The sequence below is a fragment of the Aeromonas sp. FDAARGOS 1419 genome, from assembly GCF_019047045.1.
GTDB classification, from domain to species: Bacteria; Pseudomonadota; Gammaproteobacteria; order Enterobacterales; family Aeromonadaceae; genus Aeromonas; species Aeromonas veronii.
The window spans coordinates 845,835-872,232 of record NZ_CP077209.1 but is presented as its reverse complement, the minus strand read 5'-3'; the positions used below and the strand labels follow the sequence as shown (position 1 = coordinate 872,232).

Genomic DNA, 26,398 nt, shown 5'->3' with positions numbered 1-26,398 from the left:
ACAAGACACCGGTTTGAGGCCGGTGTCAGGTGATAACTAGAACTGTACAGTCTATTAATTTGACAAGCGACACCTATGTCTAAAAAGTATACGGGTATTAACCATGGTTAATACCCGTATGCTTTAACTATACTATAGACTTAGTATAGAATTACATATCATCTTAATATCGTGAATTTCCCATCTGCGCCCCACAATCTATAAGATAGCGTGGACACAGCGTTAACCTTCATTGCTGCATCCTCTATTGAATTATACGCTCTGAGTGTATCACGTCCACCAACTGACCCACCATCTGCACGCCAATAGAGCTTCAGATGTGGATCATAGGTAAATGCACCATAACCAGAAATGAGAGGAAACTCTTTAACATGATTTTTAGCAGTTATTAAATCATCCATTCTATTGTATGCATATACATACCCCTTAGCAAAGTCCGCAAACCAGTAAAATTCACTATCAAAAACTATTGGATAGTAATCAGCATAACCATATCCCGTACGTCTAAATTGATATCTACCAACCAATACTGGTGTTGTTATAATTTGAGGGTTAGCTGCCGCACTTAAAGAAACAACCTTATATAAATACCCCCAACCTTGCCTATATGCATATAAATCATCAACAAAAAAACTATCTGAGACATATCCATTGTAGTTAACTGGCGATTTTATAGTAGCATAATTACAATCACCTTCCGCCATTAGCTCTATTGTATCATAATAACATAGCTGTGAGCTTGCCCCTACCCTTACATATTTAGGTATCTGTAAAAAATTAAGTAACCCTTGTTTTGTATCAAAACCGGAATGCACCTCAATCACTGATGTTCCAACCCTTCGGGAACTAATCCTAAGCGATGCAATACCTTGAGCATTTGTTACGCCATTATTAACTAGAGTAATGAACGTATCTTGGTCACTAACCCCATAAACCAATGCTCCACTAACAGGGTTACCTTCATTATCGACAATTTTAACATCTAGTTGACCAAATGTTTTATCTGAAAAAGGTAACACCAGTTGATTATTTATAGAAGCAGACACAGACTCAATTCTACCTCTTGATATGCAGGTGACCGCATATCTTTCACTAGCCCCCACTGTTGAAACGCTATCAACTGTAGAATAATCACTGAGACTCACAATAGTTGCTGCGCCTGCAGTCGCCGACTTAGACCAATAATAACTAGTTGCAGGCCATGAAACATTCTTATTTCTATCTCCAATCACCGGAGAGAATTTATTTTTCGATAAATAAAGCCCTTGAGGAAAATCATTTTTCAACGAAGTAAAATCAGCCACAGTAGGTAAATCCAACCCATAAGATGAGCAGAAAGCGCTAGCCTGACTGTAACTAAATAATGCCGTATTAAATCCCAACGGACCATCAAAACCATCCTCACGCGAGACACCAGAATGAGGGATTGATGAGCTTTTAACTTCATTATATTCTAGTGGAGACAAATACGTAGATTTAGATGAGGTTAATCTAGAAGCCCATGGCTTTTTACTACCAACAAGTATTTCAATAATACCTGTTGCATAACCACCATCATGATCACTCAAAACATAAGTAACATAATGCAGCCCCTCTTTTGAGCTCTTAAAACGAAACGATGTTGAATTGAAGTCATTATTATCTACTGGAGAAACAAAAGAATTATATGCAAACACATCGGTGAGCTGAACATGTTGCTTATCAGGATCGATGAGAAAAAAGCTCTCTTCAAACCTTGGGCTTGTAACACCAGTCTGGGGATCTAAGTAAAAAAACACCTTGTTGTTATTTTCATCATAAAAATAACTACCATCATGTTTCTTCATTTCTATGAGTTTATTTTTCGCATCTACATAACCTTCATTGAAGTATCGAGAGATGTCAATAATAACCTCCTCATCAGCAAGTACAGGCTGATAATCAAGCTGACTACCTGGTACAAAGCTAGATGGGTCACCATGTCTAAAGTTGAATGCGATAGGGCTGTGATTTTCATCAATTTTAGATATAGACACATCAATGGTTGCCAATATTATCGATGCATTTTCTTTATTTATGAAATTAAAATGAATCCTAGTAATTCCGCTATCAGATATATTTTCGCCAGCCAAATAAAATAGCTTGTTTTCACCAAGCAAGCTGGTTTCAACATTACCTGAACCAAGAACTATTATGCTGCTCTCATCAACAACATACCCCGCAGGTACCCCTGCATTTACATCAATTTCTACTTTTTTCCCAAGGGCAGTGGTCGCAGAATATTTCAAAACATTACTACTCTCTCCCCCTTCACTGATGCCTACTCTGATTAAAGATTTTTTAGAATCGATGCCATCTGCAGTAACTATATATTCATAGGTGCATACACCACTCTCAACCACAGGGGAAACGACAAGGTCCATGCCGTCAATGGAATAATTATCACAATAGTTTGAAGAAGTCTCACTATCAAGCACTCCAAATTTCGATATGTTTATGCTTTTATAGCCTCTGGATGTCTCTATGTGCTCAAGAAATGAGATCGATACAGGCTTATTAGGGGAAGCCATTTTTAATATGTCCTGAGATAGAACAGATATAGGGAGAGACGATTCACTCTCATTACTACCATCCTCTTTGGGCCCTTCTTTTCCCTCTTCGCCCCCCCCACCACAAGCGCCCAAAATTGAAAGCGCCATCATAATAAAAAAAAGTTTATATAATTTCATTCATACCTCAAATGGTCGAAAAAACTCAAAGAACCCTAAAGATTAAAAATTAAAGATTTAGAATCCTTATCTAAGGTTATACACTTCAATTAATGAAGTCATACCGCCCCTAAAAACAATAAAAAACTTAACACAACATACCCCCTAAACAACCCAAAACGTCATAAATACAAAGGCATATCAGAGGTGCTATTAAGAGCACTAATCATATTGTGACTTTTTACATGCATTTCCCTCGCGAACAAAGATACAGATACTCTGAAGAGGTTACACTGCTTAATAAGCAATCAGCTATAGGATTTGACGCAACGTCATGTAGGATTATTCCTCACACCAAGACCTTAAGTGGGGGAAGGAATATCTTCATAGACTTTAATGAGATAGTTACCTCCCCCCAATAAAAGGTCTGTACAGGCAATGAACAGTGATGGATGCAATGAAGAGCTGAGCCTCAAAAACACCCATCATACCAATTCAACCGTTCTAAGGAATCACCGGTGTAACACTATTGGGATCAGTTATTTAGTTGCGTTTAACTTTTATTTCTATTTCCTTCATCAAGTCAGTTCTGAATATAAAACTATCTCTATATTCGCACTCTATCATTCTGCATAATGCCACAATATCATCCGCACCGATCATTTGGCAGGACCCTTTCAAACGGTGAATGTAGTGCAGGGCACCATCATAGTCACCATCAACAATACAATAATTTATGCATGCCACATCGTCTTTATTACACTGTACAAACTCATCATACAATGTAACCTTCCAATCTGACAAACTCTCACTAACACTTTCAGCATTTGCCAAAGAAAGCTCACTAAAATATTTATTGATCATCTCTGCCATCACAGTCAGCTTGAATGGTTTAAATAAGCAATCATTCATTCCAGCTGCAATACATCTATCAAAATCTTCCTGCATAGCGCTTGCTGTTAAGCCATATATCCCGATAGGCCTTTTATTTAGCTCCATTTCTTGTTGTCTAATTGCACGCGATAGAGAATATCCATCCATATTTGGCATTTGGCAATCTGTAATAATAAAGTCCACCCTCTCATTATTATAAATAGCTAATGCTTCGGCACCATCACTTGCAGTTAATACCTTGAAACCCATGTAGTCTAATTGCTTTTTAAGCAAAGTACGATTTGCGACATGATCATCAACAACCAATATATGCCGTTCCGAATTTTCAACTATATTTACATCATGAGAAATATGAGATAATGCAACATGAGGTAGTTCTTTTTTACATGGATTGAAGGGAAGTGTGATGACAACACGTGTTCCAATACCTTCTTTGCTATTCAGCTCTACCTCACCTCCCATTATTTGACATATTTGTTTAACTACGCTCAGACCTAATCCACTACCACCATATCCAGAGTGGTAATTATTATGAGCTTGACTAAATGGTTTAAACACGTCATCCAACTTGTGCTGTGGAATACCAATGCCATTGTCAGCCACGGTTACAATAAACATATTGTCGGCTTGTCGTAAATTAACATCAACAATGCCGTCTTTCGTGAACTTTAATGCGTTACCAACAACATTATATATCACCTGTCTGAGCCTGACTGGGTCAGTATGAATGAAGATCGCATCACTAACGTTTGAGGAATATATAAGCTGGTTATTATTTTTTGAAGCAATTCCCTGTAACAATTCAACCGTTGAGTTCACTAACTTATTCAAACAAATACTCTTATTGTCTATGGTGAAAGTCATTGCCTCAATGCTTGAGATATCAAGAATCCCACCTATAAGATCTAACAAAGCATCCGCAGCATCTGATGCGCATCGTAATGAATCTATATCAATCTGACCATCGTGTGATTTCTGTAATGACAACTCAATAAATCCTATAATGGCATTCATCGGAGTTCGAAGTTCATGACTCATTACAGCTAAAAAGTTACTTTTTGCTAAACTTGCTTGCTCAGCTTTTTCTTTCTCTACTTCCAATTGAAGTTGTAACATTTTCCTTTCTGTTACATCTATCGAACCACAAACTACGCCTTTTATTTTGTCATTTACATCTTTCAGTGGAATCATCCATTGATATACCTCGATAGTTTGGCCATCAAACGTCATAGATAAATCGCCAACAAACTGAATGCCAGACGAAATAACATTATTATATATTGCATGTATGTGCTCTGCAGAATCTATTCTGCTAGAGTATGATTCATAGATACTCTTGCCATACACATCTTCCTTTTGGACACGCAAAGATGAAAGATAAACGTCATTACAAAAAATAAGTTTACCTTCATAATCTCGCACGCAAATCGGCATAGGAAGCCCATCTAATAAAACCTTGTTAAAATACAACTCACTGAGTAATTTCTCCTCTATATCTTTTTTGTGTAGCAACTGTTTATGTAAATAATAATTACGAACAAGGTAAACAATTAATGCCAACATCAATAAAAAAAGCAAGCCACTAAACTCAAATGAGTACCTCTCCCACAGGGAAAGTTTAGGCAACGGATTATTTCTCCAGTTATAAGATATCCGAGATAAATCACTAGGTGGTATGGCTTCAATTACCTTATTTATTATATTAAATAGCTGTACATCCGATGCTCGCAATGCAAAGGAAAATTCTAGTGGTTCTTCACTAACACGCTCCAAAAATAGGTACTTTTCAACATCACTATTTGATGACAGGAAATACTTTGCTTGATATAGCGAGGTTATAGCACCACTTACCTTACCTTCAGATAGTAATTTAAGTGCATCAATACCATTAGATACATATATTATTTCCGCATTTGGATAACGAAGTGTTAAGCTACTATATTTAGCAATTCCCCGAGGGACAGCAATTTTAGTGCCAATAAATCGCCCACCATTATCTATGGAGGTTCGATCAGAAGTAAGAGATATTATGTCATCTCGATTATAGTTTATAGTAGATGTGAGCGATGTCTCCATCAATTTTGGTTGATATACCGCCATTAAATCAGCATCACCGGAGCGTACTGCATGATTTACTTCATCGTCAGAGTTATACACCTTAATCTTAAAATTAATACCTGTAACATCCTCAATAAAATCGATTACATCTATTGCAATACCAACTGCTTTTCCCTCATGCCCAATGAATGAGTAGGGGACATTATTTTTATTAATCCCAACGGTTACCGATTTTCTTTCGCGGATCCAATTTAGATCTGATTGTGATAATATATCATTGACTGACAAGAGCTCTGTAATTGCGCCTCGCCATCTGGATACTATTGTGCTACGACCATAATCATGTAGATTTAAAATGCTCTTATTGACTAATGACAGTAACTGGGGCTCTCGCTTTGAGATAAAAAAGCCAAAGTCCCTTGGCTCGTGTCTGGCTGGTCCAATAAATATAAAATCACCAAAACGCTCTCCACTTAGATAATGAGTGGAATAGACATCGCTCAGCAGTATATCAGTATGACCAAAATAAACTGAATCGATAGCAGCAAGTGGGGATGAGTATTCAACAAGAACAGCATTTGGATATATTAGGTTAAAATAATTTACGTCAACAATTCCTTTTGGAGCAGCAACCCTTGTCCCATCTGGGATTAGTTTGTATTTACCCACACGCTCCTTCAGCGTGGAAAACGCCAGCTTGCTCTTTAAAAACGGTTCACTGAAAGTGCCAATCAAGTTACTATTTTCAATGTTAAACCAACTACCGACGCTTAGCATGTCAATATCACCTGATTGCATTGCTTTTCTAGCACTTATGTTATTGCTATATCCCTTAATAACTATTCTTGTTTTTAATTCGTCACCAATATACTTTAATATATCAGCAGAAATCCCCTCAAAATGGCCCGCTGTTGATACTACTTCGAATGGCTCATATGAAGGAAAGATGACACCTACGTTTAACACTCTATTCTTGGATAACCACTCTCTTTCAGATTGAGTAATAAAGACAGATTCTTTTATAGCTATTGCTCGTCCAACTAACTCCAACTGCTCCATAGCAATAACACTCATGGAGTTAAACAATAAAAAAATCTTTAAGAATCGCATCATCATTTACCTTTCAACGTCTCTAGATATATCTATAAGTTCAGCTATATTTGAAACGCCCAGCTTTTTAAATATTCTGGTTTTGTAAGTGCTAACCGTCTTATTACTCAAAAAAAGTTCATTAGCTATTTCTAGATTTGTTTTACCTATCACTAATCTGTTAAATACGGCTAACTCACGATCGCTCAGACAAGACACAGCACTATCGTCAGCATTTGACCGAAAGTCACTGAATTTATCATCAAGCATAGCAGGAAAATATGAAAAACCTTTCATAAGATTAGCCACAACTGATGGCAGACTTTCAATATCTTCATTTTTCTCCATAAATCCATTCACACCAGCTGTATAACAGCGCATAATGTAAACATCAGTAATCAACGCGGACAATATTAATATTCGCACTGTGCGATTTTTCTTCCTAATTCTTTTTGCAACTTCTAAACCATTAACATGTGGTAAATCCAAATCCAAGATGATCACATCAAAGTTTATATTATGAGTTTGATTAATCGCCTCAACCCCACTAGATGCTTGTGTTATGTCCCTATAACCAGCTGTATTCAATACATATTTCACTGCTAACCTAACTGCAGGGTGATCATCTACAATTAGAATTTTCAAATTATTTTCCATTCCACTTCCTTAACGCTTAACGAATATAAAGCAAGAGCAATACTACACATAAAGCACCACACCAAGGGTAGTACGCAGCCGCAGTTAAAGTAGGAAAAATCCTAAACAATGGCATCTATTAATAAGAATTGTTCCATTTATAATGAAAGGCTTTTCTTGCTGTGATTCATAGAACACATATTGGCTCAATGCTTTTAAATAAATATGGAGGCATATGCCCCCTCAACTATATTCAATTTATTCAAAACAACCTTAGCAACTACTTATAATGCGGAAAGAGAATACCCGCGCCAGTTACTTTGTTGGCCGAATGAATACATGCGATACAGATCGAATAGAGCATCTTCGAAGGAGCTCTCAACAAAAAAGATGTACATCGTACTAGTTAACAATACAGTATTATCGTAAATAACAGGAATAGCATCGTGTTATCAGAATGATATCACTGGCTGTTCCATTAACAAGCTCAGCACAGTGATAGTGTTTATCTTGGTGCCCACAGGGATTGCAGTCAGGTCGACAAAAAAGCTCGGGTTGTGGTTGCTATAGGGCGCGGGCTGACCATTTTCGATTGCCTCAGCAAAAAGCTTCGGGGGCGCAATACCAATCAACTGGTAGACGTAGGGGGTTCCCAGTGGAGCAAATGCCTCCTGGAAATCTTCTGATCCCATAACGGAGGGGAAGTTGTCGACCACCTTGTCTCCCCCCAGCAGGAGGGTCAGATTAGGCTTGATCCTATCAACCAATGTCGCGTCATTCACCAGAGGCCCGGCATGACCTTTCATGGTTAGTGTTGGCATCTGGTTATCTGGTACACCTGCTGAAATGGCAATACCTCTGCTCATTGATTCTATGCGTGCCAGCATCTTTTCGCGGATGTCAGGACTGAACCAGCGAAGATTGAGCTTGAGCTTTGCTTCTGCTGGTATGACGTTGTTATCACGTCCAGCCTCGATAGCGCCAACCGTCAACACCGCTGACGATTGCGGGTCAAGGTTGCGACTGATGATTGTTTGGTAAGACAGAACCGCCTGCGCAGCCATTACAATCGGGTCAATCGTCATTTCAGGACTTGAACCATGCCCTCCAACGCCCTTGAAGTTGACATCCAATTGGTCCGTACCTGCCATACGCACACCAGCTACACTTGCAACATAGCCAACCGGCCCAGGCACACCGTGGACTGCGAATGCATAGTCTGGCTTGGGAAAGCCTCGCTCCCAGAGCTGGTCATCTACCATTGCCTGAGCGCCAAGGCCCACTTCTTCGGCAGGCTGAGCATAAACCACCAACGTTCCGGACCATTTCGCTGTCATTTTTGCCATGGTATTGGCCATGCCCAGTAACCAGGTCACATGCGCATCATGTCCGCAGGCATGCATCACATCAATTTCACTGCCATCAACAAGACGTTGCTTTTTTGTCGCCGCATACGGCAAGCCAGTTTCTTCTTTCACCGAAACAGCATCCATGTCGGCGCGAAACCAAACAACAGGTCCGGGGCCATTTTCCAGCACCCCAACTACCCCAGTGTGGGCAATCCCCTCGGTGACTTTGAAGCCCAAACGCTTAAGCTCTTTGGCGACGATGCTCGCGGTGCGAACTTCAGTAAATGCAATTTCTGGGTGTTGGTGTAAATCTTTGTAAATAGCGGCCAGCCGGTCAGCATCCGCATCGACCAAGGCATTGACTTGAGCAATAACGGCAGGAACCAGAGTCTGAGGCGGGGCTGTGGTAATTTGTACCGCCAGTAAGGGGGCGGCAAACAAAAAACTACTGAACCCGAGTGCATCACAGAACTTTTGTATGGGGAGGGTGAGTGCTTTCATTTTGTAATATCCGTAATCAAGTTGATTGGTAGGTTATAACTGACAGTCACCAGCAGCTCGCTCATTTAATGAGGCTAACCGGTAATGGGTGCATGCAGTAACTCGGCTGGCGATTGAGCCAAACTGTGATGTAAACTGATTACTCTGCATTCATGTCACCAAGAAAAATTTGCAGGCAATCCCGCTGTTTTTCTCTTGAACGATGATCTCAATAGAAGCCCCAAGGCGACAAGCTCATCTTTATACATCCTCCTTTGCGTGAGTGGTCGCAACGTGACTATTTGTTCGGTTGCTGTTGCCAAACCCACGATGCACAAGCCATTTCTCGAACTCGATAACTGCAAAAATCACGAAGCCAACCATCAATGTCATACCCCAGTAATAAAACGGCAACGGTTCAGTACTGAAGATTCGGTTCATTGCTGGTAGGTAGATAATTGCGAGTTGCAGCATCAGCAGGACGACACTGGCCAGCCAGAGACCTTTATTGCGGAACATGCTTGCATTGAGCGAAAAGCGGGTCTGCTCTCGACAGTTAAACATGTAGGCCCACTGTGCGGTGACCAACATCTGTAGCAACACCGTGCTGATAAAGTTATCACTGTGCCCCTTGCCTAGCAAAATAGCCTCCAGCCAGAAGGCGCCACCGGCAATTAATACGCCAACCAGCGCGATGCGCCATAGGCCATATCCATCAAGAATGCTGGCTTTGGCCGATCGCGGCTTACGTCGCATCATTCCGGGCTCGGACGGTTCAAAAGCAAGGCCAAACGCAAGGGTGGTTGAAGTGGCCATATTCATCCACAGAATCTGCAATGGCGTCAGCGGAATCATGGTGCCCAGCAATAGTGCAATCACAATAAGCAACCCTTGCGCCAGGTTGGTCGGCAAGGCAAAAAGAATTGTTTTTTTCAGGTTGTCATACACGCGACGTCCTTCAGAGACAGCACTGGCAATTGAGGCAAAGTTGTCGTCAACCAGCACCATGTCGGCAGCTTCTTTGGTCACCTCCGTACCTTTGATGCCCATTGCTATACCTACATTAGCTTGCTTGAGTGCGGGGGCATCATTGACACCATCGCCCGTCATACCAACCACATGGCCGCGCGACTGCAGCGCCTTGACCAGCCGAAGCTTATGCTCAGGACTCGTGCGGGCAAAAATGTCATTGCATTCGGCAACATCAATCAGCTCGTCGTCACTCAATTGCTGAAGTTGAGCACCGGTAACGGCTTCCCGCGTATTTGGCATCCCCAACATGGCACCAATGGCCATCGCGGTCTCCGGATGATCACCGGTGATCATCTTGACTCTAATGCCGGCCTGCTGACAGGTGGCAATGGCCCTGATCGCTTCCGGGCGCGGGGGATCCATCATAGCCGCAACACCAAGAAATTTAACATCGTTTGCCAGATCGGCATGGGTCAGTTCCTTCGTATCGGCTGGTATGCGCTTGAATGCAGCCGCCACCATCCGCAAACCCTTGCTGGCATAGCGTGCCATTACGGTTTCCCAGTATTCGCGGCAGAACGGCTGCTCACCTTCCTTGCCCTGTTGGGTACATGCCATCTCAAACAACACATCAGGGGCCCCCGTGATGAGTACCACGAGTTCGCCGTCAATCCTCTGTAAATTGGCTTGATATTTATACGAGGAATCGAAAGGAATTTTGTCGAGCAACTCGGCATTGCTAAAACTCAGCCCAGATTTAGCTGCGAGCACTTGCAGGGCACCCGCCGTCGGAGCCCCAATAATGAGCCATTGCCCTGCTTCGTTTTGTTGCAACTGGCTGTCATTACAAAGCTGCACAGTAGCAATGAAGCGTGATAACACTGGCTCTTCTGCGACTTGAATTACAGCTTCGCTTGCTGCGTCCCGGATGTAACCGACCGGATCATAACTGTCACCATCCACACTGAATTCACGCTCGGCCAGCACGACAGCCTTCACGGTCATTTCATTCATGGTCAATGTGCCGGTTTTATCTGAACAAATGACCGTCATTGCACCCAATGTTTCTACGGTGGGCAGGTTGCGGATGATGGCTTTTTTCCGAGCCATACTCTGCACCCCTAACGACAGGATGATCGAAATGATGGCTGGCAGCCCTTCCGGAACGGAAGCAACCGCTAGACTGATCAGGCTGAGCAACAATTCCGGCAACGGCACAGTATGGATCAGCAGACTAATGGCAAAGAGACTCACCATCATGATGGCAATAAGCCGGAAAATGCCTTTACCAAGCCGCTCCATCTGGGCCAGCAAAGGCGTCTGCAATTTTTGCACTGCAGCAAGCATGCTGTTGATGTGGCCCAGTTCCGTCTGATTGCCGATCGCAACAACGATGCCCTTGGCTGTGCCTGAACTCACCATAGTGCCGGAGTAGGCCATATTCAGGCGGTCACCCAACTGTGTTGCCCCCGGTAAAGGTTGGATGTGCTTATCAACTACGGTCGATTCTCCAGTAAGGATGGCTTCTTCGACACGCAGATTGTGTACCTCAAATAGACGTAGATCAGCCGGAATACGGTCACCGGGTCGAAGCGATACTATATCGCCAGGCACTAATTTTTCTGCATCGATATCCTGCAATGCGCCATCACGCAGGACATGTGCACGGCTAGACAGCATACCGCGAATGCCCTGGAGCGATTTTTCGGCACTACTTTCCTGAAAAAAGCCAATGGCGGCATTAATCAGAACCACCCCCAGAATGACACAAGTGTCCACCCAATGCCCCATTAACGCGGTTAAAATACAGGCCCCTATCAGGATGTAAATCAATACATCATTGAAGTGAGCTAAGAATCGCAACCACGCCGCTTGTCGTGCTTTTTCTGGGAGGCGATTTTTACCGAAATGGCGGTTTCGGTCCGGAATATTCTGAGTGGCCAGTCCAATATGCGAGGATTCCAATTCATTCAGCGTGTCCGATGCAGAAAGCTGATGCCAGTCTCGCCGTAATTTGTTGGAAATTATTAATTCTTTATTCATGAGAGTCTCCTTTGGCCTCGGAAAAGCGAGACGCGTCATCCGAGTTTATGGGGGCGAGGTGCAGCTTTTATTCCAAGCAACTGATCCGGTAATCGTTTTAATGGCTGATATTCCGCAATGTGACTTCTAATAGTCTGCTTGCTGCCATCGAGAACAATGGGAAAGTAGTAATCATCAGTATAACCAACAGATATAACGATGTGTTTTTAAATAGCCGAACGAAGGTAATCAATATTGTAACCCCATCAATGATGAGCACCTTTCAGGTTTGCCGATATTGTATCAGCCTACTCATTTCCTGATGACACAAATGGGGGCACTACAGCCACCAAAAGCCCCCAAAGGTTACAATAGGTTTCTATGGCGTTGTTTCCCAAATCAACCATCAAGCCACAACTGCCCCAACCCCAAGTGAGCGTTACACTAGGGGCTTTCAGTATTCAGCTTGTTTATGGCGCTTACATATGCAATGACTTCTCCCACTTGGCCGTTGCACGATGCTGCGGACGCAGAAGCTATCTGCGAAGCCGTGACGCGACTCTACATGCGGTTCATCCCTGTCAAATCCCCGGAGCAATAAGCCGAGCCGGCACTGCATCAGATCTGTAAGGGTCTCATCAAGCAGCTGACCACTCAGACCAATCAAATCCGAAGATTACTAGGCTGTGTTCTCAAAATGCTGGTTTTCTGTCCACTAATAGTTCCCGTAAGTAACGAAGGCAGAAAGCCAGCTTGATAAAAGCAGCAAAACTTCCCGCCAGCTTTTCATACCTCGTTGAGAATCTGCGAAACTTCTTCAGCCATCCGAAGCACCGTTCGACCACATTTTTCCTACGATAACGAGCTTTGTCTAACACCAGTGGACGTCCCTTATGGTGTCGTTGCTGGTCGCTGCGTTGCGGGATAACCGCTTTTATCTTTCTGCGCCGAAGTTCTGCCAGCAGAGCCCTGCTGCTATAGGCCTTGTCTGCGGCAAGATGCGTTGGCCGAGTGCGATAATGGCCTGATGAAGTCGGGATCCTTGCCATGGCCAACGCACTTGTCGCATATCTGATTTCCGCTGATTGCCCCGGCGAAAGGCAGAACCCCAGCGGTAAACCATTACCATCAGTGACCAAGTGAATTTTGCTGCCAAAACTACCACGAGAGCGACCAAGAGCTTGATTCACCGGAGTGTTTTTTTACGCGCTCCGGCAGCATCTTTGGATGCCCTGACATTGGAGCCGTCAATGCACCACAGGTCGAAGTCGATAAGCCCTTCTTCATTGAGATGCAGTTGCAACGCAGCAAGGATGGCATCGATACGACCTGTACTCAACCAACGTCGAAAGGTGTTGTAGACCGAGGTCCATGGGCCGAAATGTTCTGGCAGATCTCGCCAAGGTGCGCCGGTATGAAGAATCCAGAGAATGCCATCAAGCACTTGGCGTGGCTCACGTGTAGGGCGTCCGCTTATGCGGCGGCATAGAAAAAGGGGCTCGATAAGCCCCTATTGTGCATCGGTCAACTGGTAACGACGGGACACTGCATAGGTCTTAAGCTGTTGAGAAGATTTGAGATTATATATTCATCACTTTAAGAACACAGCCTAGGGGAGTTTGGCATCATCATCCCCCAAGACATCACCCACATACTGCGCATGTTACCCAACATCTGGAGGATGCGATAACATGCCTGCCTTGTTCCATCTACAATTGAGCCTGCTACAGGATTATCTGGACCACTTGTTCAAGATAACGGCGACACTTGGTAAACAAATCGAGTAATGCCATCAGCAGAACGCCTTGTGCCAATGCATCGGTAAGATCCCCGGCATCGGTCCCATCAACCCAGTGCGTTGGTTGCGAATATTGGCTATGCCAACAATTTCGAAAATGTCAGGCAACTGGCCGCGAGTCTCGGGTTGGTGCCAAGCCAACACTCCAACGGCGGCAAGCAAACCTTACTGAGGATCACTAAACGGGGAGATACCTATTTAAGTACTTTGCTAAACCACGGTGCCAGGGCAGTTTTGCAGTCGGTGAGGTGTAAACACAATGTCGCCTTGTACAGAAGGATGCGGCCATCTTTCTTCAGTTGGCAAATAGCCAACCACAAACTCAGCCCAGGCATCCATCATCGGACGCCGTTATCGCTCCTACGTCTTCTTACGAGCCATGACTGGCTACTTACGTCGCGGAAAAAATGTCTGTGTGAGTAATATCCATAATCTCTCTGTCTTGGCTACTCATTAGTACCTAGAAACACTCCGGGTAGATCAACCCGCCGTGGGGTGCAGTGGTTTTGCTTTGGTGTCAATCAGATGCTTCTGATTCCTCGTGTGGTTTATGACAGGTGATCTGAGTTAGGTTAGATAGTAACTTGAATCTCGAGTGTTCCATAGCTCAGCCTGTGTCAACCCGTTGCCCCTCCTCTAGGGGCTTTTTTCTATACCATGTTATAGTGGTCTAATCATCCCGGACACCATTTTAGGTGGTACAGTCGCCACCGTGACCTGAGGTGTTCAATGACAAGATTACGTCGCTCATTTACTGCCGAATTCAAACTCGACGCCGCCTCCCTGGTGCTCGACCAGGGATATTCAGTCCCCGAAGCCAGCCGTTCACTGGATGTTGGTGAAACCGTACTTCGCCGCTGGGTTCAGCAGCTTCAATCCGAACGCTGTGGCACTACCCCAATCAGCAAAGCGCTGACTCCGGAGCAGTAGAAAATCCAGGAGCTGGAAGCCCGTATCAACCGGCTCGAACGTGAAAAGGACATACTAAAAAATGTATGGTCTGCTCCTTATCTGCAAGCGTGAACTGATTTCCAGAAGTCGTTTGCGTCAATGTATCCGGCCTGTCTGTGAGCCGTTTTCCGGCTCTGGCCTTGATGGGATCCGCACGTCATCGTCCTAATAAAGCTACCAGTCACGAGAGACTGCTTTTTTAGCCAGGCTGCAACGTCGTGGGGTAAACGCTTCTGTCATCTGTTTTTGGCTCGCAAAACCGGGTATGAGTTCTATCAGTTAAACGGCTGTGCTTGCGTTGGCATAGGGTTGGTAATCCCTGCCGGATGTCAGTACTTTCCAGCAAATTCGCATTATCTTGTTGGCCAAGGCGATAAGGACCACATGATGGTGATGGCCGGCCTCCAGCCTGGCGACCCATTCGCCTAACGATGATTTGTCACGCTTCATGTGAATTTTTAGCGCTTTGGCACCTTGAATAACCATTTGCCTTAAATAGCTATTGCCACGCTTACTGATCCCGCCGAGCGAAGATTTGCCACCAGTTGAATATTGTCTGGGAACCAGCCCCAACCAAGCTGACTGGTCGCGGGCTTTCTTGAATTGTGAACCATTGCCAATCGCGGCAATCAACGCGGTTGAGACAATCGGTCCAATGCCGGGGACGGTACTGATTTTTTGGCACAAACCTGATGCGCTTGAGGCTTGTCCGAGCATGAGGCTCATGTCATCAATCTGAATATCCAGCTGTTGCCACCGTTCTCTCAGACGCAATACCAGGGCGCGGATAAAGTCAGGCAAACCATTCTCGGCATCTTCAAGGATCGTCGGCAGAGAGCGCTCGAAGATTTTTCTGCCGACTGGCACGGTGAGCCCATATTCCAGCAGCAACGCTCACATCTGATTGACAGTGGCGGTACGTTCGACGATGAAACGCTGACGGACGCGATGAGTCGCCTGCAATGCCAATTGTTCATGAGATTTCAACGGGACACAGCGCATAGTGCCTCTGCTACCAGCCTCGGCAATGGCGGTGGTATCGTTGAAGTCATTCTTGTTCGATTTGAGGTAGGGCTTAACAAATTGAGCGGGAATAATCTTGGGCTCGAACCCCGCCTGTTGGAACAGGCGTCCCCGGTATTGCGAACCAGGACATGCCTCGAAGGCAACCCGACAGGGTGGAGTCGTACTGATGAACTGTTTCAGTTGTGAACGAGTGAGCTTTTGCTTGGTCAATACATGCCCCATGCGATCCATCGCCACCAGGTGAAACCAGTTTTTGCCTAAATCGATCCCGTAAATGTAAATCTGCGCTTGAGTCATGATGAGCCTCCTTGATGCTGGCTCCAGCATAGCGGGGTGGGTGGAGCAGACCATCCCATTAGGCTACTGCTTTCTTGATGACGGACGAGTTCACATGTACGCACTGATAGACCGATTAAGGGAGCAAGCCCCCATCACTCTGGTCTGCTGCGCTTTCGATGTGCCCACCTCCTGTTTTTACGATTATCTGGCTCGCAGGCGGACGATTAACCGTGAACGTATGCAGCAGCACTGTGAGTTGTGCCGGTTGTTCAAAGTGCGTATTCCGGCGAAGTTGAACAGTCATTCCGGCCAACGTGAACACCCTGATCCTTAACGCGCTCACGTCATCTCGTTTCTAACTCGACAGTTCAAATTGGGTCAACTCACTTCTCCTCTTTCTCATCGATTCTCCCTTCAGTGACAGCCGGTGAGCGTTGTGCATCAGCCGGTCCAGGATCGCATCTGCCAGGGTGTTGTCCCCCAAGCTTGCGTACCACTCTTCCGTTGGCAGCTGACTGACCACGACCGTCGAGTATTTCCCATACCGATCATCCATGATCTCCAGCAGTGCGTTGCGCTGCTCGGCATTCACCGCTTCCAGTCCCCAGTCATCGAGGAGCAGCAGCGCTATCCTTGCCAGTTGACCCAGCAGTCTGGCGTAACTGCCATCTACCTTGGCCTGGCTCAGTTCAAGCAGCAGACGTGGCAGCCGGTAGTAAGGAGTGCTATGCCCTTGCTGACAGGCTTGGTAGCCCAGCGCACAAGCCAGGTAGGTTTTTCCACAGCCACAGGGACCGGTAATGAGCAGGTTCTGCCCCCGATGCAGCCATTCTCCTTGGGCCAAGTTTGCTACCTGTGACCGCTCCAGGTTGCGTGCAGACTGGTAGTCCACCTCTTGTACCGTGGCCTGGAGTTTGAGCCGCGCCTGCTTGACAAGCCGAGCTTGTTTACGCTGCTCCCGGCTCAGTTGTTCGTGTTCGACCAGCAGGCTTAGCCGCTCGATGAAGGGCAGCCCTTCGTAGGTACTCGCCTGTTCCAGTTGTTGTTGCACGGCATCCGCCATGCCGGTCAGTTTCAGGTTTCTCAGGCGGGTCAGGGTTTGTTGGGTCATGGGGCGTATCCTCTTTAGTGGAAGCTCTGGGGGCCACGGATGTTCTCGTGCTCTTGCGGTAACTCTGGGTAGCTCAGCGGGCTTGCGGGCAGTTGGTCACGGCCACTGGTCAGCACCGACTTGAGCTGTTTGAGTCGCACCAGACCTTCCCGGTTGGCCAACTGGCAACAGGCTTCAACCCGTGATGGCGGATACTCCCGACTAAGACTCAGCAGCCCCAGGCAGAGTCGGTATGCCTGCTCGGCATGGGCTTTCTCTTCCAGCCGTTCGCTAACCCAGTACAAGGTGCCCGGTCCGATATCAGCAGCCCACTGCTTGAGACGGACTGGGGTCCAGCGTTGCTGCTTGCTGTGGCGTTCCGGCATGTGTTCCGGGAGCGTGCTCATCCCCGGGATGGTTTTACGCGGATGGCTCGCGACCAGCTGTTGCTGGTGATAGACCTGGAGCAAAGTGTCGCCAGCATGGAGCTCCAGTTGCTGGCCCACATACTGGTGTGGCACCGAGTAGTGGTGCTGCTCATAGCTGACGTGATAGTCGATGTTGACCTTGACCGTTTTGATGGCGACATAGCGATAGGGATGCACCGGCAGTGGTCCCAGTGCCGGGCGGTCCAACTGCTCAAACGCCTCGCGCCGGTTACCGGACAGTTGCTTGAACGGGCGCTCGTTGAGTTCGTTCAGCAAGGCCCGGATGCACTGGTTGAGCTCGGCGAGCGAGAAGAAAGTCTGATGGCGCAGGCGGGCCAGGATCCAGCGTTCGACGATCTGCACACCCACTTCAGCCTTGGCTTTGTCCTTGGGCTTGTAAGGGCGCGCTGGCATCACCGCCACCTGATAATGCTCGGCCAACTGCTGGTAGCTGGGGTTGAGCTCGGGATCGTATCGGCAAGCCTTGCTGACACCGCTCTTGAGGTTGTCGGGGATCAGCAGTGCTGGGGTACCGCCGAAAAACTCAAAGGCACGGACATGGCTTTGCAGCCAGTCCGGCAGTGACTGTGACCAGGTGGCCTCGGCAAAGGTGTAGTTGGACGCACCGAGCACGGCGACAAAGACTTGTGCCTGGCGGACCTCACCCGTAGTCGGCGACACGATGGGCACCGTGGGCCCGCAGTAGTCGATAAAGAGCTTTTCCCCCGCCTTATGGATCTGGCGCATGGAGCGCTTTTGCAACTGACACCAGGACTTGTAACGGTCGCAGAACTGGGAGTAGCTGTAACAGCTGTTGGGATAGCGCTGGGTGTACTCCTCCCAGAGCAGTTGCTTGGAGACCCCCTTGCGCTTGAGTTCCTGATGGACAGAGGGCCAATCCGGTACAACATGGCGGGCCGATATGGTGGTATCGGCCTGCGGATAAAACAGGGCAGCCAGTCGGCCATCATCAAGCTCGGTGGGCAGGGGCCAGCTAAGGCCGAGCGCCTGGGCACTTTTGAGGAGTTTCTGGATGGAGCCGACACTGACCTTGGTACAGATACTGATCTGGCGAAAAGAGAGCTGAGTCTCCAACCGTAGTCGCAGCACTTCACGAATTTTACGCATTGCAATCCTCTTGGCAGACATAGGCTCTTCCCTGGCAAAAGGGAGAGCGTATCAAAGGTTGTTAAATCAATGCGTTAAGGATGATTCTGGTGAATGTGAACAGTGATTCCGGAAAGGAGGGGCAAAGTGTTCAGGTTGAGCCGGAATGAGCGTTCACATTGGTCCAGAAATGGTGTTCACGTTGAACCGGAATTGGTGTTCATGATCGGCCGGAATATGCACAATCTGCTGGCCCGCGAATTTGATGTCCAGCAACCCAATCAGGTGTGGTATGGCGATATCACCTACGTCTGGGCAGGTGGACGCTGGCATTACCAGGCAGCGTGCTTGACCTGTACACCCGGCGGGTCGTGGGCTGGGCGATGTCTGATAAACCTGATGCAGAATTGGCAATCAAAGCACTGGAGATGACCTATCAGCAGCGTGGTTGCCCATCTGGTGTACTGTTTCACTCTGACAAGGGCAGCCAATATGGCAGTAGGGCATTTCGGCAACGACTGTGGCGCTATCGCATGACCCAGAGCATGAGTCGGCGTGGCAACTGCTGGGATAATGCCCCGATGGAGCGATTGTTCAGAAGTCTTGAAACGGAGTGGGTTCCGGCTATGGGATACATGAGCGTGCGGGAGGCAAAGCGGGATATCAGTTATTACCTGATGGATTACTACAACTGGCGGCGTCCACATCACCACAATGACGGGATACCGCCAGCAAAAGCCGAAGAACGACCTAACCAAGTGTCCGGATTTAGTTGACCACTACAATGGGATATATGAGCTTGCGGGAAGCAAAGCGGGATATCAGTTATTACCTGATGGATTACTACAACTGGTGGCGTCCACATTGCCACAATGACGGGATACCGCCAGCAAAAGCCGAAGAACGGCCTAACCAAGTGTCCGGATTTAGTTGACTACTACAAACTAACCTCACTGTGAGTTGGCATCACATGACTATAGTAGGAAATACTTTTGAAGCGCGTAAGAGTTGTCTTGTTTTTTGCAACGAAGAAGTTTTAACTTGCGCCTACCAATAGATCATCATGTATAGTACCTTAGCAATATATCGAAGCTAGATAAAGATATAGCTGACGCTATGCAGCAGCATAAATCTTCAGACTTAAGTCTTACTGAGTATATTGTGTCATTATTGGTTTTGTGAAGGAGAAAACCAGTTGAATGTTATTTGATGACGCTTGTATCTTTGTTAGAAGAATTAAATGGTGCCACGCTTATTTTATAATGACGGTAAAATCATGAATGTATCAAAACATTTAACCATAGCTATTTTTTTTTGGGCCACTGGTGCATCTGCACAAGAATGGCATTCGCAACTCAAAAACAACAATAAAGAAGGTGAATGCCTAACGGTTGCCCAAGATAAAACTAATCTTTCTTTTGTAACATGCAATGGGGGCGAAGAGCAAAAGTGGGTTATCACCTATGACTCATCTTCATATTACCGAATTGGTAATGCATCTATTCCAAATAAATGTTTGCGTACATTAAGTAATGGTAGTGGGGTTCAATTGGGTGACTGTAGTGGGGACGGTTACTCTTCAATGAGGTTGTGGGCTATTAACTATCGTGAAAACAATAATATTTCACTAAAGAATAAATATACAAATGATCTAGGAAGATCTACTCAGACATTGAATGCAGTCGCTAATAAAGTAGGAATGTCTAATGCTGCAGATATAAATGTATCTCTCTGGAGTTACAATGGCGATATACCTTTGGCAAATAGCCCTACGGTAGGTAAGAAGAAAGTTTTACTGATGGCAACACACTTTAATAATACAATGCCTGCAAACCCAGAACCAATACGTAAGGCAGTGTTTGGTGATGGTGATGATTATTCCTCGTTACAGCACTATCTAAGACAGGGCTCGCGTGCAGCACTCCTGATTGATGGTACTTTTTTGAGTAATGTCAATATTGGTGATCGTCCGATGACTTGCGATCATAATGCCATATTAAGTGCCTCGAAGAATGCTGCGCTCAAGCAAGGAGTAAACCCAGCAGATTATGACTATCTATTTGTTGACATTTCTAGGACGTCGGAATGTCGCTTTGAAGGGTTGGCAGCACTGCAGGGTAATTGGATAATTACCAATGGAGTTGGGTATAAATATTGGGTATGGACACATGAGTTTGGACATAACTTAGGTTATACACACCCAAATACACTACGTGATTGCCCTATTAATGACAGTGGTATTGTACAGATAAATGGACAGTGTTCTATCCAGGGGGGGGATGATATGACGGATACAATGGGTGGTGGAGGTGGAAAGTTGTATCCTATCACTTATCAGCTTTTCTCTAACTGGATACCAGATAGTAATATGTCCACAATTCATAAATCTGGGCTTTATGAGCTGACAACATTATGGCAGGGTTTGCAACCAGGAATGATAGAGAGTTATCGTATTCCACGGCCTGATGGCTCAATCTTGGCCTTGGAATATCGTCAACCGCAGCCTTCATATGGCTTTGATAATTTTGAGTATGATACCCCAAGCCCTTTTATAAGTGGTGTAACTGTGCGGCTAGCAAAATATTCAGGAAAAACAGTAACCAGTACGCTTGTTGATGCGACACCGGGTAGTAAGCTTGGGATGAAAGATGCGCCCTTAATGCCGGGGCAATCTTTATACGATGAACTATCAGACACATTGATCACTGTCGTAGCAATAGATAGCAGTGGAGCAACAATTTTGGTCGAAAAAAACGTCTCAATGTCACATCCTGAATAAAGTTTCATATGAATTTATTTTTTGCTCCCTGATATTCAGGGAGCTTAAATTGTACAGTTCTAGTTATCACCTGACACCGGCCTCAAACCGGTGTCTTGTTTACGCTACTTTAGAGCGTACTTCCTTCGGTATCAATTTCAGACGGCGTTGTTGCCCAAATCAGCCAGCAAGTCATGATTTCGCCAGCCCTAGGTGACCGCTACACTCGGGGCTGTCTGACAGGTAGTTCTAGGGTATTTAGTTTGTTTATGGCGCTTACATACGCCATCACCTCTCCTACTTGGCCGTTGTAATTACGCAGACTGATTTTCCCCGCCAGCAACTGCTTGAACCGATACATCGCCGTCTCTGCCAGCGAGCGACGGTGATACCCCGATATCTTCTTCCAGTGCGCCAGCCCTTCTTTGCGCATTACCAGCACAGCCTCATTTCTTGGATGTCCCTTTTTCCAGAGTCCAGCGTTCTTGCGAGGTGGGATACAGGCTGTCGCCCCTTTGCACGAGATAAGCTGATGGCTGGCTTTGCTGTCATACGCGCCATCCGCATAAGCACGTCCCAGCTTGCGCCGCAGTGGATTGAGTAAGGTTGACAGCACCTCGGTATCATGGACATGCTCAAATGACACTTCTGCTGCCACGATATCGTGGGTCATCGGGTCTACCGCCAGATGCAACTTGCGCCACACTCGCCGCTTCTCGGCGCCGTGTTTTCAGACCTTCCACTCGCCTTCGCCAAACACATTCAGCCCGGTTGAATCGATAACCAGGTCGGTAATGCCTCCCTTTGGGGGCTGTCGATAAGCCACTGTCACCGTGCGAGCACGCTCGCTGACACAGCTATAGTCCGGCGCACACAGCGGTACGTTCATCCACTCGAACAGGGAGTCGAGTAGTCCCTGTGTTGCTCGCAGAGTGAGGCTGAAAATCCCCTTGAGCATCAGGAAGGTTGCGATGGTCTGGTCAGTGTAAAGCTGGCTGCGACCCCGCCGCCCATGATGGTCGTGGTGGAACCAGTTGTTCATGGCCTCGGCATCAACCCAGAAGGTGAGTGAACCACGGTTAATCAAAGAATTGTTGTATTGAGGCCAGTTGGTGATGGGGTGAAGCGACGAGCCCATGATGCAGATTTGAAGAGGATGGTGGTGTAGTGGTCAACTAAATCCGGACACTTGGTTAGGCCGTTCTTCGGCTTTTGCTGGCTGTATCCCGTCATTGTGGTGATGTGGACGCCGCCAGTTGTAGTAATCCATCAGGTAATAACTGATATCTCGTTTCGCTGCTCGCAAGCTCATATATCCCATAACCGAGAGCCACTCTGACTTCAGGCTTCTGAACAACCGTTCCATCGGGGCGTTATCCCAGCAGTTACCACGACGACTCATGCTCTGGGTCATGCGATAACGCCACAGTCGTTGCCGAAATGCCCGGCTGCCATATTGGCTGCCCTGGTCAGAGTGAAACAGCACACCGGATGGGCAACCCCGCTGCTGATACGCCATCTCAAGTGCTTTGATGGCCAGCTCGGCATCTGGTTTATCTGACATCGCCCACCCCACGACCCGCCGGGTGTACAGGTCAAGCACCGCTGCCAGGTAATGCCAACGACCACCTGCCCAGGCGTAGGTGATATCGCTACACCACACCTGATTGGGTTGCTGGACATCAAATTCGCGGGCCAGCAGATTGGGAATGTCCGGTCGTTCAGACTGTGCCACCTTATAGCGGTGTGCGCCCGGCTGTTTGGATACCAGCCCAGCTTCCTTCATCAGATTACGTACTTTGAATCGACCAATCTGATACCCCAACTCCCTCATCATCGACATCAAGGCACGGCTGCCCGCTGAGTTCCGGCTTTCTTTGAACAAACGGCACAACTCACAGTGCTGCTGCATACGTTCACGGTTAATCGTCCGCCTGCGAGCCAGATAATCGTAAAAACAGGAGGTGGGCACATCGAAAGCGCAGCAGACCAGAGTGATGGGGGCTTGCTCCCTTAATCGGTCTATCAGTGCGTACATGTGAACTCGTCCGTCATCAAGAAAGCAGTAGCCTAATGGGATGGTCTGCTCCACCCACCCCGCTATGCTGGAGCCAGCATCAAGGAGGCTCATCATGACTCAAGCGCAGATTTACATTTACGGGATCGATTTAGGCAAAAACTGGTTTCACCTGGTGGCGATGGATCGCATGGGGCATGTATTGACCAAGCAAAAGCTCACTCGTTCACAACTGAAACAGTTCATCAGTACGACTCCACCCTGTCGGGTTGCCTTCGAGGCATGTCCTGGTTCGCAATACCGGGGACGCCTGTTCCAACAGGCGGGGTTCGAGCCCAAGATTATTCCCGCTCAATTTGTTAAGCCCTACCTCAAATCGAACAAGAATGACTTCAACGATACCACCGCCATTGCCGAGGCTGGTAGCAGAGGCACTATGCGCTGTGTCCCGTTGAAATCTCATGAACAATTGGCATTGCAGGCGACTCATCGCGTCCGTCAGCGTTTCATCGTCGAACGTACCGCCACTGTCAATCAGATGTGAGCGTTGCTGCTGGAATATGGGCTCACCGTGCCAGTCGGCAGAAAAATCTTCGAGCGCTCTCTGCCGACGATCCTTGAAGATGCCGAGAATGGTTTGCCTGACTTTATCCGCGCCCTGGTATTGCGTCTGAGAGAAACGGTGGCAACAGCTGGATATTCAGATTGATGACATGAGCCTCATGCTCGGACAAGCCTCAAGCGCATCAGGTTTGTGCCAAAAAATCAGTACCGTCCCCGGCATTGGACCGATTGTCTCAACCGCGTTGATTGCCGCGATTGGCAATGGTTCACAATTCAAGAAAGCCCGCGACCAGTCAGCTTGGTTGGGGCTGGTTTCCAGACAATATTCAACTGGTGGCAAATCTTCGCTCGGCGGGATCAGTAAGCGTGGCAATAGCTATTTAAGGCAAATGGTTATTCAAGGTGCCAAAGCGCTAAAAATTCACATGAAGCGTGACAAATCATCGTTAGGCGAATGGGTCGCCAGGCTGGAGGCCGGCCATCACCATCATGTGGTCCTTATCGCCTTGGCCAACAAGATAATGCGAATTTGCTGGAAAGTACTGACATCCGGCAGGGATTACCAACCCTATGCCAACGCAAGCACAGCCGTTTAACTGATAGAACTCATACCCGGTTTTGCGAGCCAAAAACAGATGACAGAAGCGTTTACCCCACGACGTTGCAGCCTGGCTAAAAAAGCAGTCTCTCGTGACTGGTAGCTTTATTAGGACGATGACGTGCGGATCCCATCAAGGCCAGAGCCGGAAAACGGCTCACAGACAGGCCGGATACATTGACGCAAACGACTTCTGGAAATCAGTTCACGCTTGCAGATAAGGAGCAGACCATACATTTTTTAGTATGTCCTTTTCACGTTCGAGCCGGTTGATACGGGCTTCCAGCTCCTGGATTTTCTACTGCTCCGGAGTCAGCGCTTTGCTGATTGGGGTAGTGCCACAGCGTTCGGATTGAAGCTGCTGAACCCAGCGGCGAAGTACGGTTTCACCAACATCCAGTGAACGGCTGGCTTCGGGGACTGAATATCCCTGGTCGAGCACCAGGGAGGCGGCGTCGAGTTTGAATTCGGCAGTAAATGAGCGACGTAATCTTGTCATTGAACACCTCAGGTCATGGTGGCGACTCTACCACCTAAAATGGTGTCCGGGATGATTAGACCACTACAGTTCGCACCTTCCTTAGTTCTATTCAAGCGGCATCGATTTAGGCAACAACGCCCATCGATTAGTGAAACTACATCGGATGCAGGCATAAAAAAAGAAAATGCCTACAAGCAGGAAGAATCCCCTGCAGCATGAGACACTTAGCACGACACCTGTAGGCAACGACTTACATTATCCCCTCAAAGCACTCGAAAAAGGCTGCATAACAATAACACCTCGCTCAATATTAGCTAGATGAGCCGATACTATAGGTGAATGCCCCATACCAGAAGGAAGACAATATGATTACACTACTTCTCACCACGGCCTTGATAGCAAATGAAAACACTACAATTAAACCTGCAGCTAAAACATTTTATTTTTTTGGAGTCGTGCCCACGGCAACCTGTGAAATAGACCAATACGATGATGAAAAACTATATACAATCAACACACCTATAAAGTGCCCTGATAAAAACCAGGTTTTAATTAAACAAGAGACTGTCGTTCTAAATGGCAACATTACTAAAATATGGGTGATTGAATATGAAAACATCAAATAATATAAGTATTTATCTCATTGCCTTATCATTCTATTTTACATGGCCATCTTATGCAATAACATTTTCAAGCGGGCTAAAACCTATAATAAACGACCAAAATTACTATTGGTGGATTGAAAACAAAACATCATGCGCGATGTATATTGAAGCATGGTTGTCATCAGGCGTTGGCTTTTCAAAAAAAAATTACATAAAAAAAATGACCATCAAAAAAAAGGATAAAATTATGATTACAATTTTTGAAGATCAGATAATAAATCTCAAAAAACCATGGTTAAACATCATTCAAAATTCGAATCCATGCCATGAGGCAAGGCTGACAAGATTTAAATTAAGCATTTAACTGCAGCCTTTGAAATCAATATAGAAACAAGCTTATCATTAAAATGCAAGTTTGATAATGCGGTACAATTGGCAATAGCCATCAAATTTTATTACCCCCCCCCAAGCATTACTCATACTTTGGGGGGGGGAGATTTATAATGAAT

General features: G+C 46.3%; 16 protein-coding genes and 8 pseudogenes. 11 read left to right on the top strand and 13 right to left on the bottom strand.

What is annotated here, in order from left to right; all coding sequences use genetic code 11:
* Positions 1 to 158: 158 nt before the first annotated feature.
* The 6 genes from I6L49_RS03780 to I6L49_RS03755 all read right to left on the bottom strand — a co-directional run bounded on the left by I6L49_RS03780 (position 159) and on the right by I6L49_RS03755 (position 13,691).
* Positions 159 to 2,708 (bottom strand): hypothetical protein, encoded by a 2,550-nt coding sequence (locus I6L49_RS03780; protein WP_216950632.1) that lies wholly within the window; start codon positions 2,706 to 2,708, stop codon positions 159 to 161.
* Between the two features lie 522 nt (positions 2,709 to 3,230).
* Positions 3,231 to 6,755: a transporter substrate-binding domain-containing protein gene (locus I6L49_RS03775; RefSeq protein WP_216950631.1), complete on the bottom strand. Its 3,525-nt coding sequence runs from the start codon at positions 6,753 to 6,755 to the stop codon at positions 3,231 to 3,233.
* Positions 6,756 to 7,385, bottom strand: a complete 630-nt coding sequence (locus I6L49_RS03770; protein WP_216950630.1) for a response regulator transcription factor — start codon at positions 7,383 to 7,385, stop codon at positions 6,756 to 6,758.
* Between the two features lie 431 nt (positions 7,386 to 7,816).
* Complete coding sequence (locus I6L49_RS03765; protein WP_216950629.1) at positions 7,817 to 9,214, bottom strand: amidohydrolase; 1,398 nt, start codon at positions 9,212 to 9,214, stop codon at positions 7,817 to 7,819.
* A 240-nt stretch (positions 9,215 to 9,454) separates the two neighbouring features.
* The gene (locus tag I6L49_RS03760; RefSeq protein ID WP_216950628.1) at positions 9,455 to 12,208 is read right to left on the bottom strand and encodes a cation-transporting P-type ATPase; all 2,754 of its coding nucleotides are present in this window, start codon (positions 12,206 to 12,208) and stop codon (positions 9,455 to 9,457) included.
* A 671-nt stretch (positions 12,209 to 12,879) separates the two neighbouring features.
* Positions 12,880 to 13,691, bottom strand: a protein-coding gene (locus I6L49_RS03755; RefSeq protein WP_254127587.1) for an IS5 family transposase whose coding sequence is annotated in 2 segments (ribosomal slippage) — positions 12,880 to 13,391 and positions 13,391 to 13,691 — 813 coding nt in all. Because the reading frame shifts where the segments join, the coding sequence is not laid out codon by codon here.
* 322 nt (positions 13,692 to 14,013) lie between these two features.
* Between I6L49_RS03755 and I6L49_RS21010 the strand changes: the two are divergent.
* Positions 14,014 to 14,222, top strand: a pseudogene (locus tag I6L49_RS21010) (transposase); the annotation flags it as partial.
* Between the two features lie 492 nt (positions 14,223 to 14,714).
* Positions 14,715 to 14,975 (top strand): annotated as a pseudogene (locus I6L49_RS03745) (transposase); the annotation flags it as partial.
* 240 nt (positions 14,976 to 15,215) lie between these two features.
* Here the strand turns inward: I6L49_RS03745 and I6L49_RS21005 are convergent.
* Together I6L49_RS21005 and I6L49_RS21000 are read right to left on the bottom strand one after the other, a co-directional pair.
* Positions 15,216 to 15,827, bottom strand: coding sequence for an IS110 family transposase (locus I6L49_RS21005; protein WP_254127535.1), 612 nt, complete (start codon positions 15,825 to 15,827; stop codon positions 15,216 to 15,218).
* A 3-nt stretch (positions 15,828 to 15,830) separates the two neighbouring features.
* A complete protein-coding gene (locus tag I6L49_RS21000; protein ID WP_254127534.1) occupies positions 15,831 to 16,259 on the bottom strand; it encodes a transposase in 429 nt (142 codons plus the stop codon).
* Between the two features lie 61 nt (positions 16,260 to 16,320).
* Here I6L49_RS21000 and I6L49_RS03735 point away from each other — a divergent pair.
* Positions 16,321 to 16,515 (top strand): annotated as a pseudogene (locus tag I6L49_RS03735) (IS3 family transposase); the annotation flags it as partial.
* Positions 16,516 to 16,596: 81 nt separating this feature from the next.
* Here the strand turns inward: I6L49_RS03735 and istB are convergent.
* On the bottom strand, positions 16,597 to 17,352 hold the full coding sequence (gene istB / locus I6L49_RS03730; RefSeq protein WP_216950626.1) for an IS21-like element ISAs29 family helper ATPase IstB: 756 nt from the start codon (positions 17,350 to 17,352) through the stop codon (positions 16,597 to 16,599).
* Between the two features lie 14 nt (positions 17,353 to 17,366).
* Positions 17,367 to 18,908 (bottom strand): IS21-like element ISAs29 family transposase, encoded by a 1,542-nt coding sequence (gene istA, locus I6L49_RS03725; RefSeq protein ID WP_216950625.1) that lies wholly within the window; start codon positions 18,906 to 18,908, stop codon positions 17,367 to 17,369.
* 192 nt (positions 18,909 to 19,100) lie between these two features.
* On the opposite strand from istA, the pseudogene I6L49_RS03720 reads away from it, so the two are divergent.
* The 3 genes and pseudogenes from I6L49_RS03720 to I6L49_RS03710 form a co-directional block, all read left to right on the top strand.
* Positions 19,101 to 19,642, top strand: a pseudogene (locus I6L49_RS03720) (IS3 family transposase); the annotation flags it as partial.
* A gap of 11 nt (positions 19,643 to 19,653) precedes the next feature.
* Positions 19,654 to 19,800 (top strand): annotated as a pseudogene (locus I6L49_RS03715) (IS3 family transposase); the annotation flags it as partial.
* Positions 19,801 to 20,106: 306 nt separating this feature from the next.
* Entirely contained in the window at positions 20,107 to 21,645 is a 1,539-nt protein-coding gene (locus tag I6L49_RS03710) for an RICIN domain-containing protein (RefSeq protein WP_216950624.1), read from the top strand.
* Positions 21,646 to 21,844: 199 nt separating this feature from the next.
* Here I6L49_RS03710 and I6L49_RS03705 read toward each other — a convergent pair.
* Both I6L49_RS03705 and I6L49_RS03700 read right to left on the bottom strand, forming a co-directional pair.
* Positions 21,845 to 22,762: pseudogene (locus I6L49_RS03705) on the bottom strand (IS5 family transposase).
* A 33-nt stretch (positions 22,763 to 22,795) separates the two neighbouring features.
* A pseudogene (locus I6L49_RS03700) lies at positions 22,796 to 23,695 on the bottom strand (IS3 family transposase); the annotation flags it as partial.
* Positions 23,696 to 23,756: 61 nt separating this feature from the next.
* On the opposite strand from I6L49_RS03700, the gene I6L49_RS20995 reads away from it, so the two are divergent.
* Genes I6L49_RS20995 through I6L49_RS20985 form a run of 3 tightly spaced genes read left to right on the top strand, consistent with a single transcriptional unit; the run spans position 23,757 to position 24,801 of the window.
* A complete protein-coding gene (locus tag I6L49_RS20995; protein ID WP_254127534.1) occupies positions 23,757 to 24,185 on the top strand; it encodes a transposase in 429 nt (142 codons plus the stop codon).
* A 3-nt stretch (positions 24,186 to 24,188) separates the two neighbouring features.
* Positions 24,189 to 24,350, top strand: coding sequence for a hypothetical protein (locus tag I6L49_RS20990; RefSeq protein WP_254127533.1), 162 nt, complete (start codon positions 24,189 to 24,191; stop codon positions 24,348 to 24,350).
* Between the two features lie 4 nt (positions 24,351 to 24,354).
* Entirely contained in the window at positions 24,355 to 24,801 is a 447-nt protein-coding gene (locus tag I6L49_RS20985) for a transposase (RefSeq protein WP_254127532.1), read from the top strand.
* 240 nt (positions 24,802 to 25,041) lie between these two features.
* On the opposite strand, the pseudogene I6L49_RS03690 reads toward I6L49_RS20985, so the two are convergent.
* Positions 25,042 to 25,302, bottom strand: a pseudogene (locus I6L49_RS03690) (transposase); the annotation flags it as partial.
* Between the two features lie 347 nt (positions 25,303 to 25,649).
* Between I6L49_RS03690 and I6L49_RS03685 the strand changes: the two are divergent.
* Both I6L49_RS03685 and I6L49_RS03680 read left to right on the top strand, forming a co-directional pair.
* Positions 25,650 to 25,910 (top strand): hypothetical protein, encoded by a 261-nt coding sequence (locus I6L49_RS03685; RefSeq protein ID WP_216950623.1) that lies wholly within the window; start codon positions 25,650 to 25,652, stop codon positions 25,908 to 25,910.
* Positions 25,894 to 26,253, top strand: coding sequence for a hypothetical protein (locus I6L49_RS03680; RefSeq protein WP_216950622.1), 360 nt, complete (start codon positions 25,894 to 25,896; stop codon positions 26,251 to 26,253). The genes I6L49_RS03685 and I6L49_RS03680 overlap by 17 nt, the downstream gene beginning before the upstream one ends.
* Positions 26,254 to 26,398: the final 145 nt, after the last annotated feature.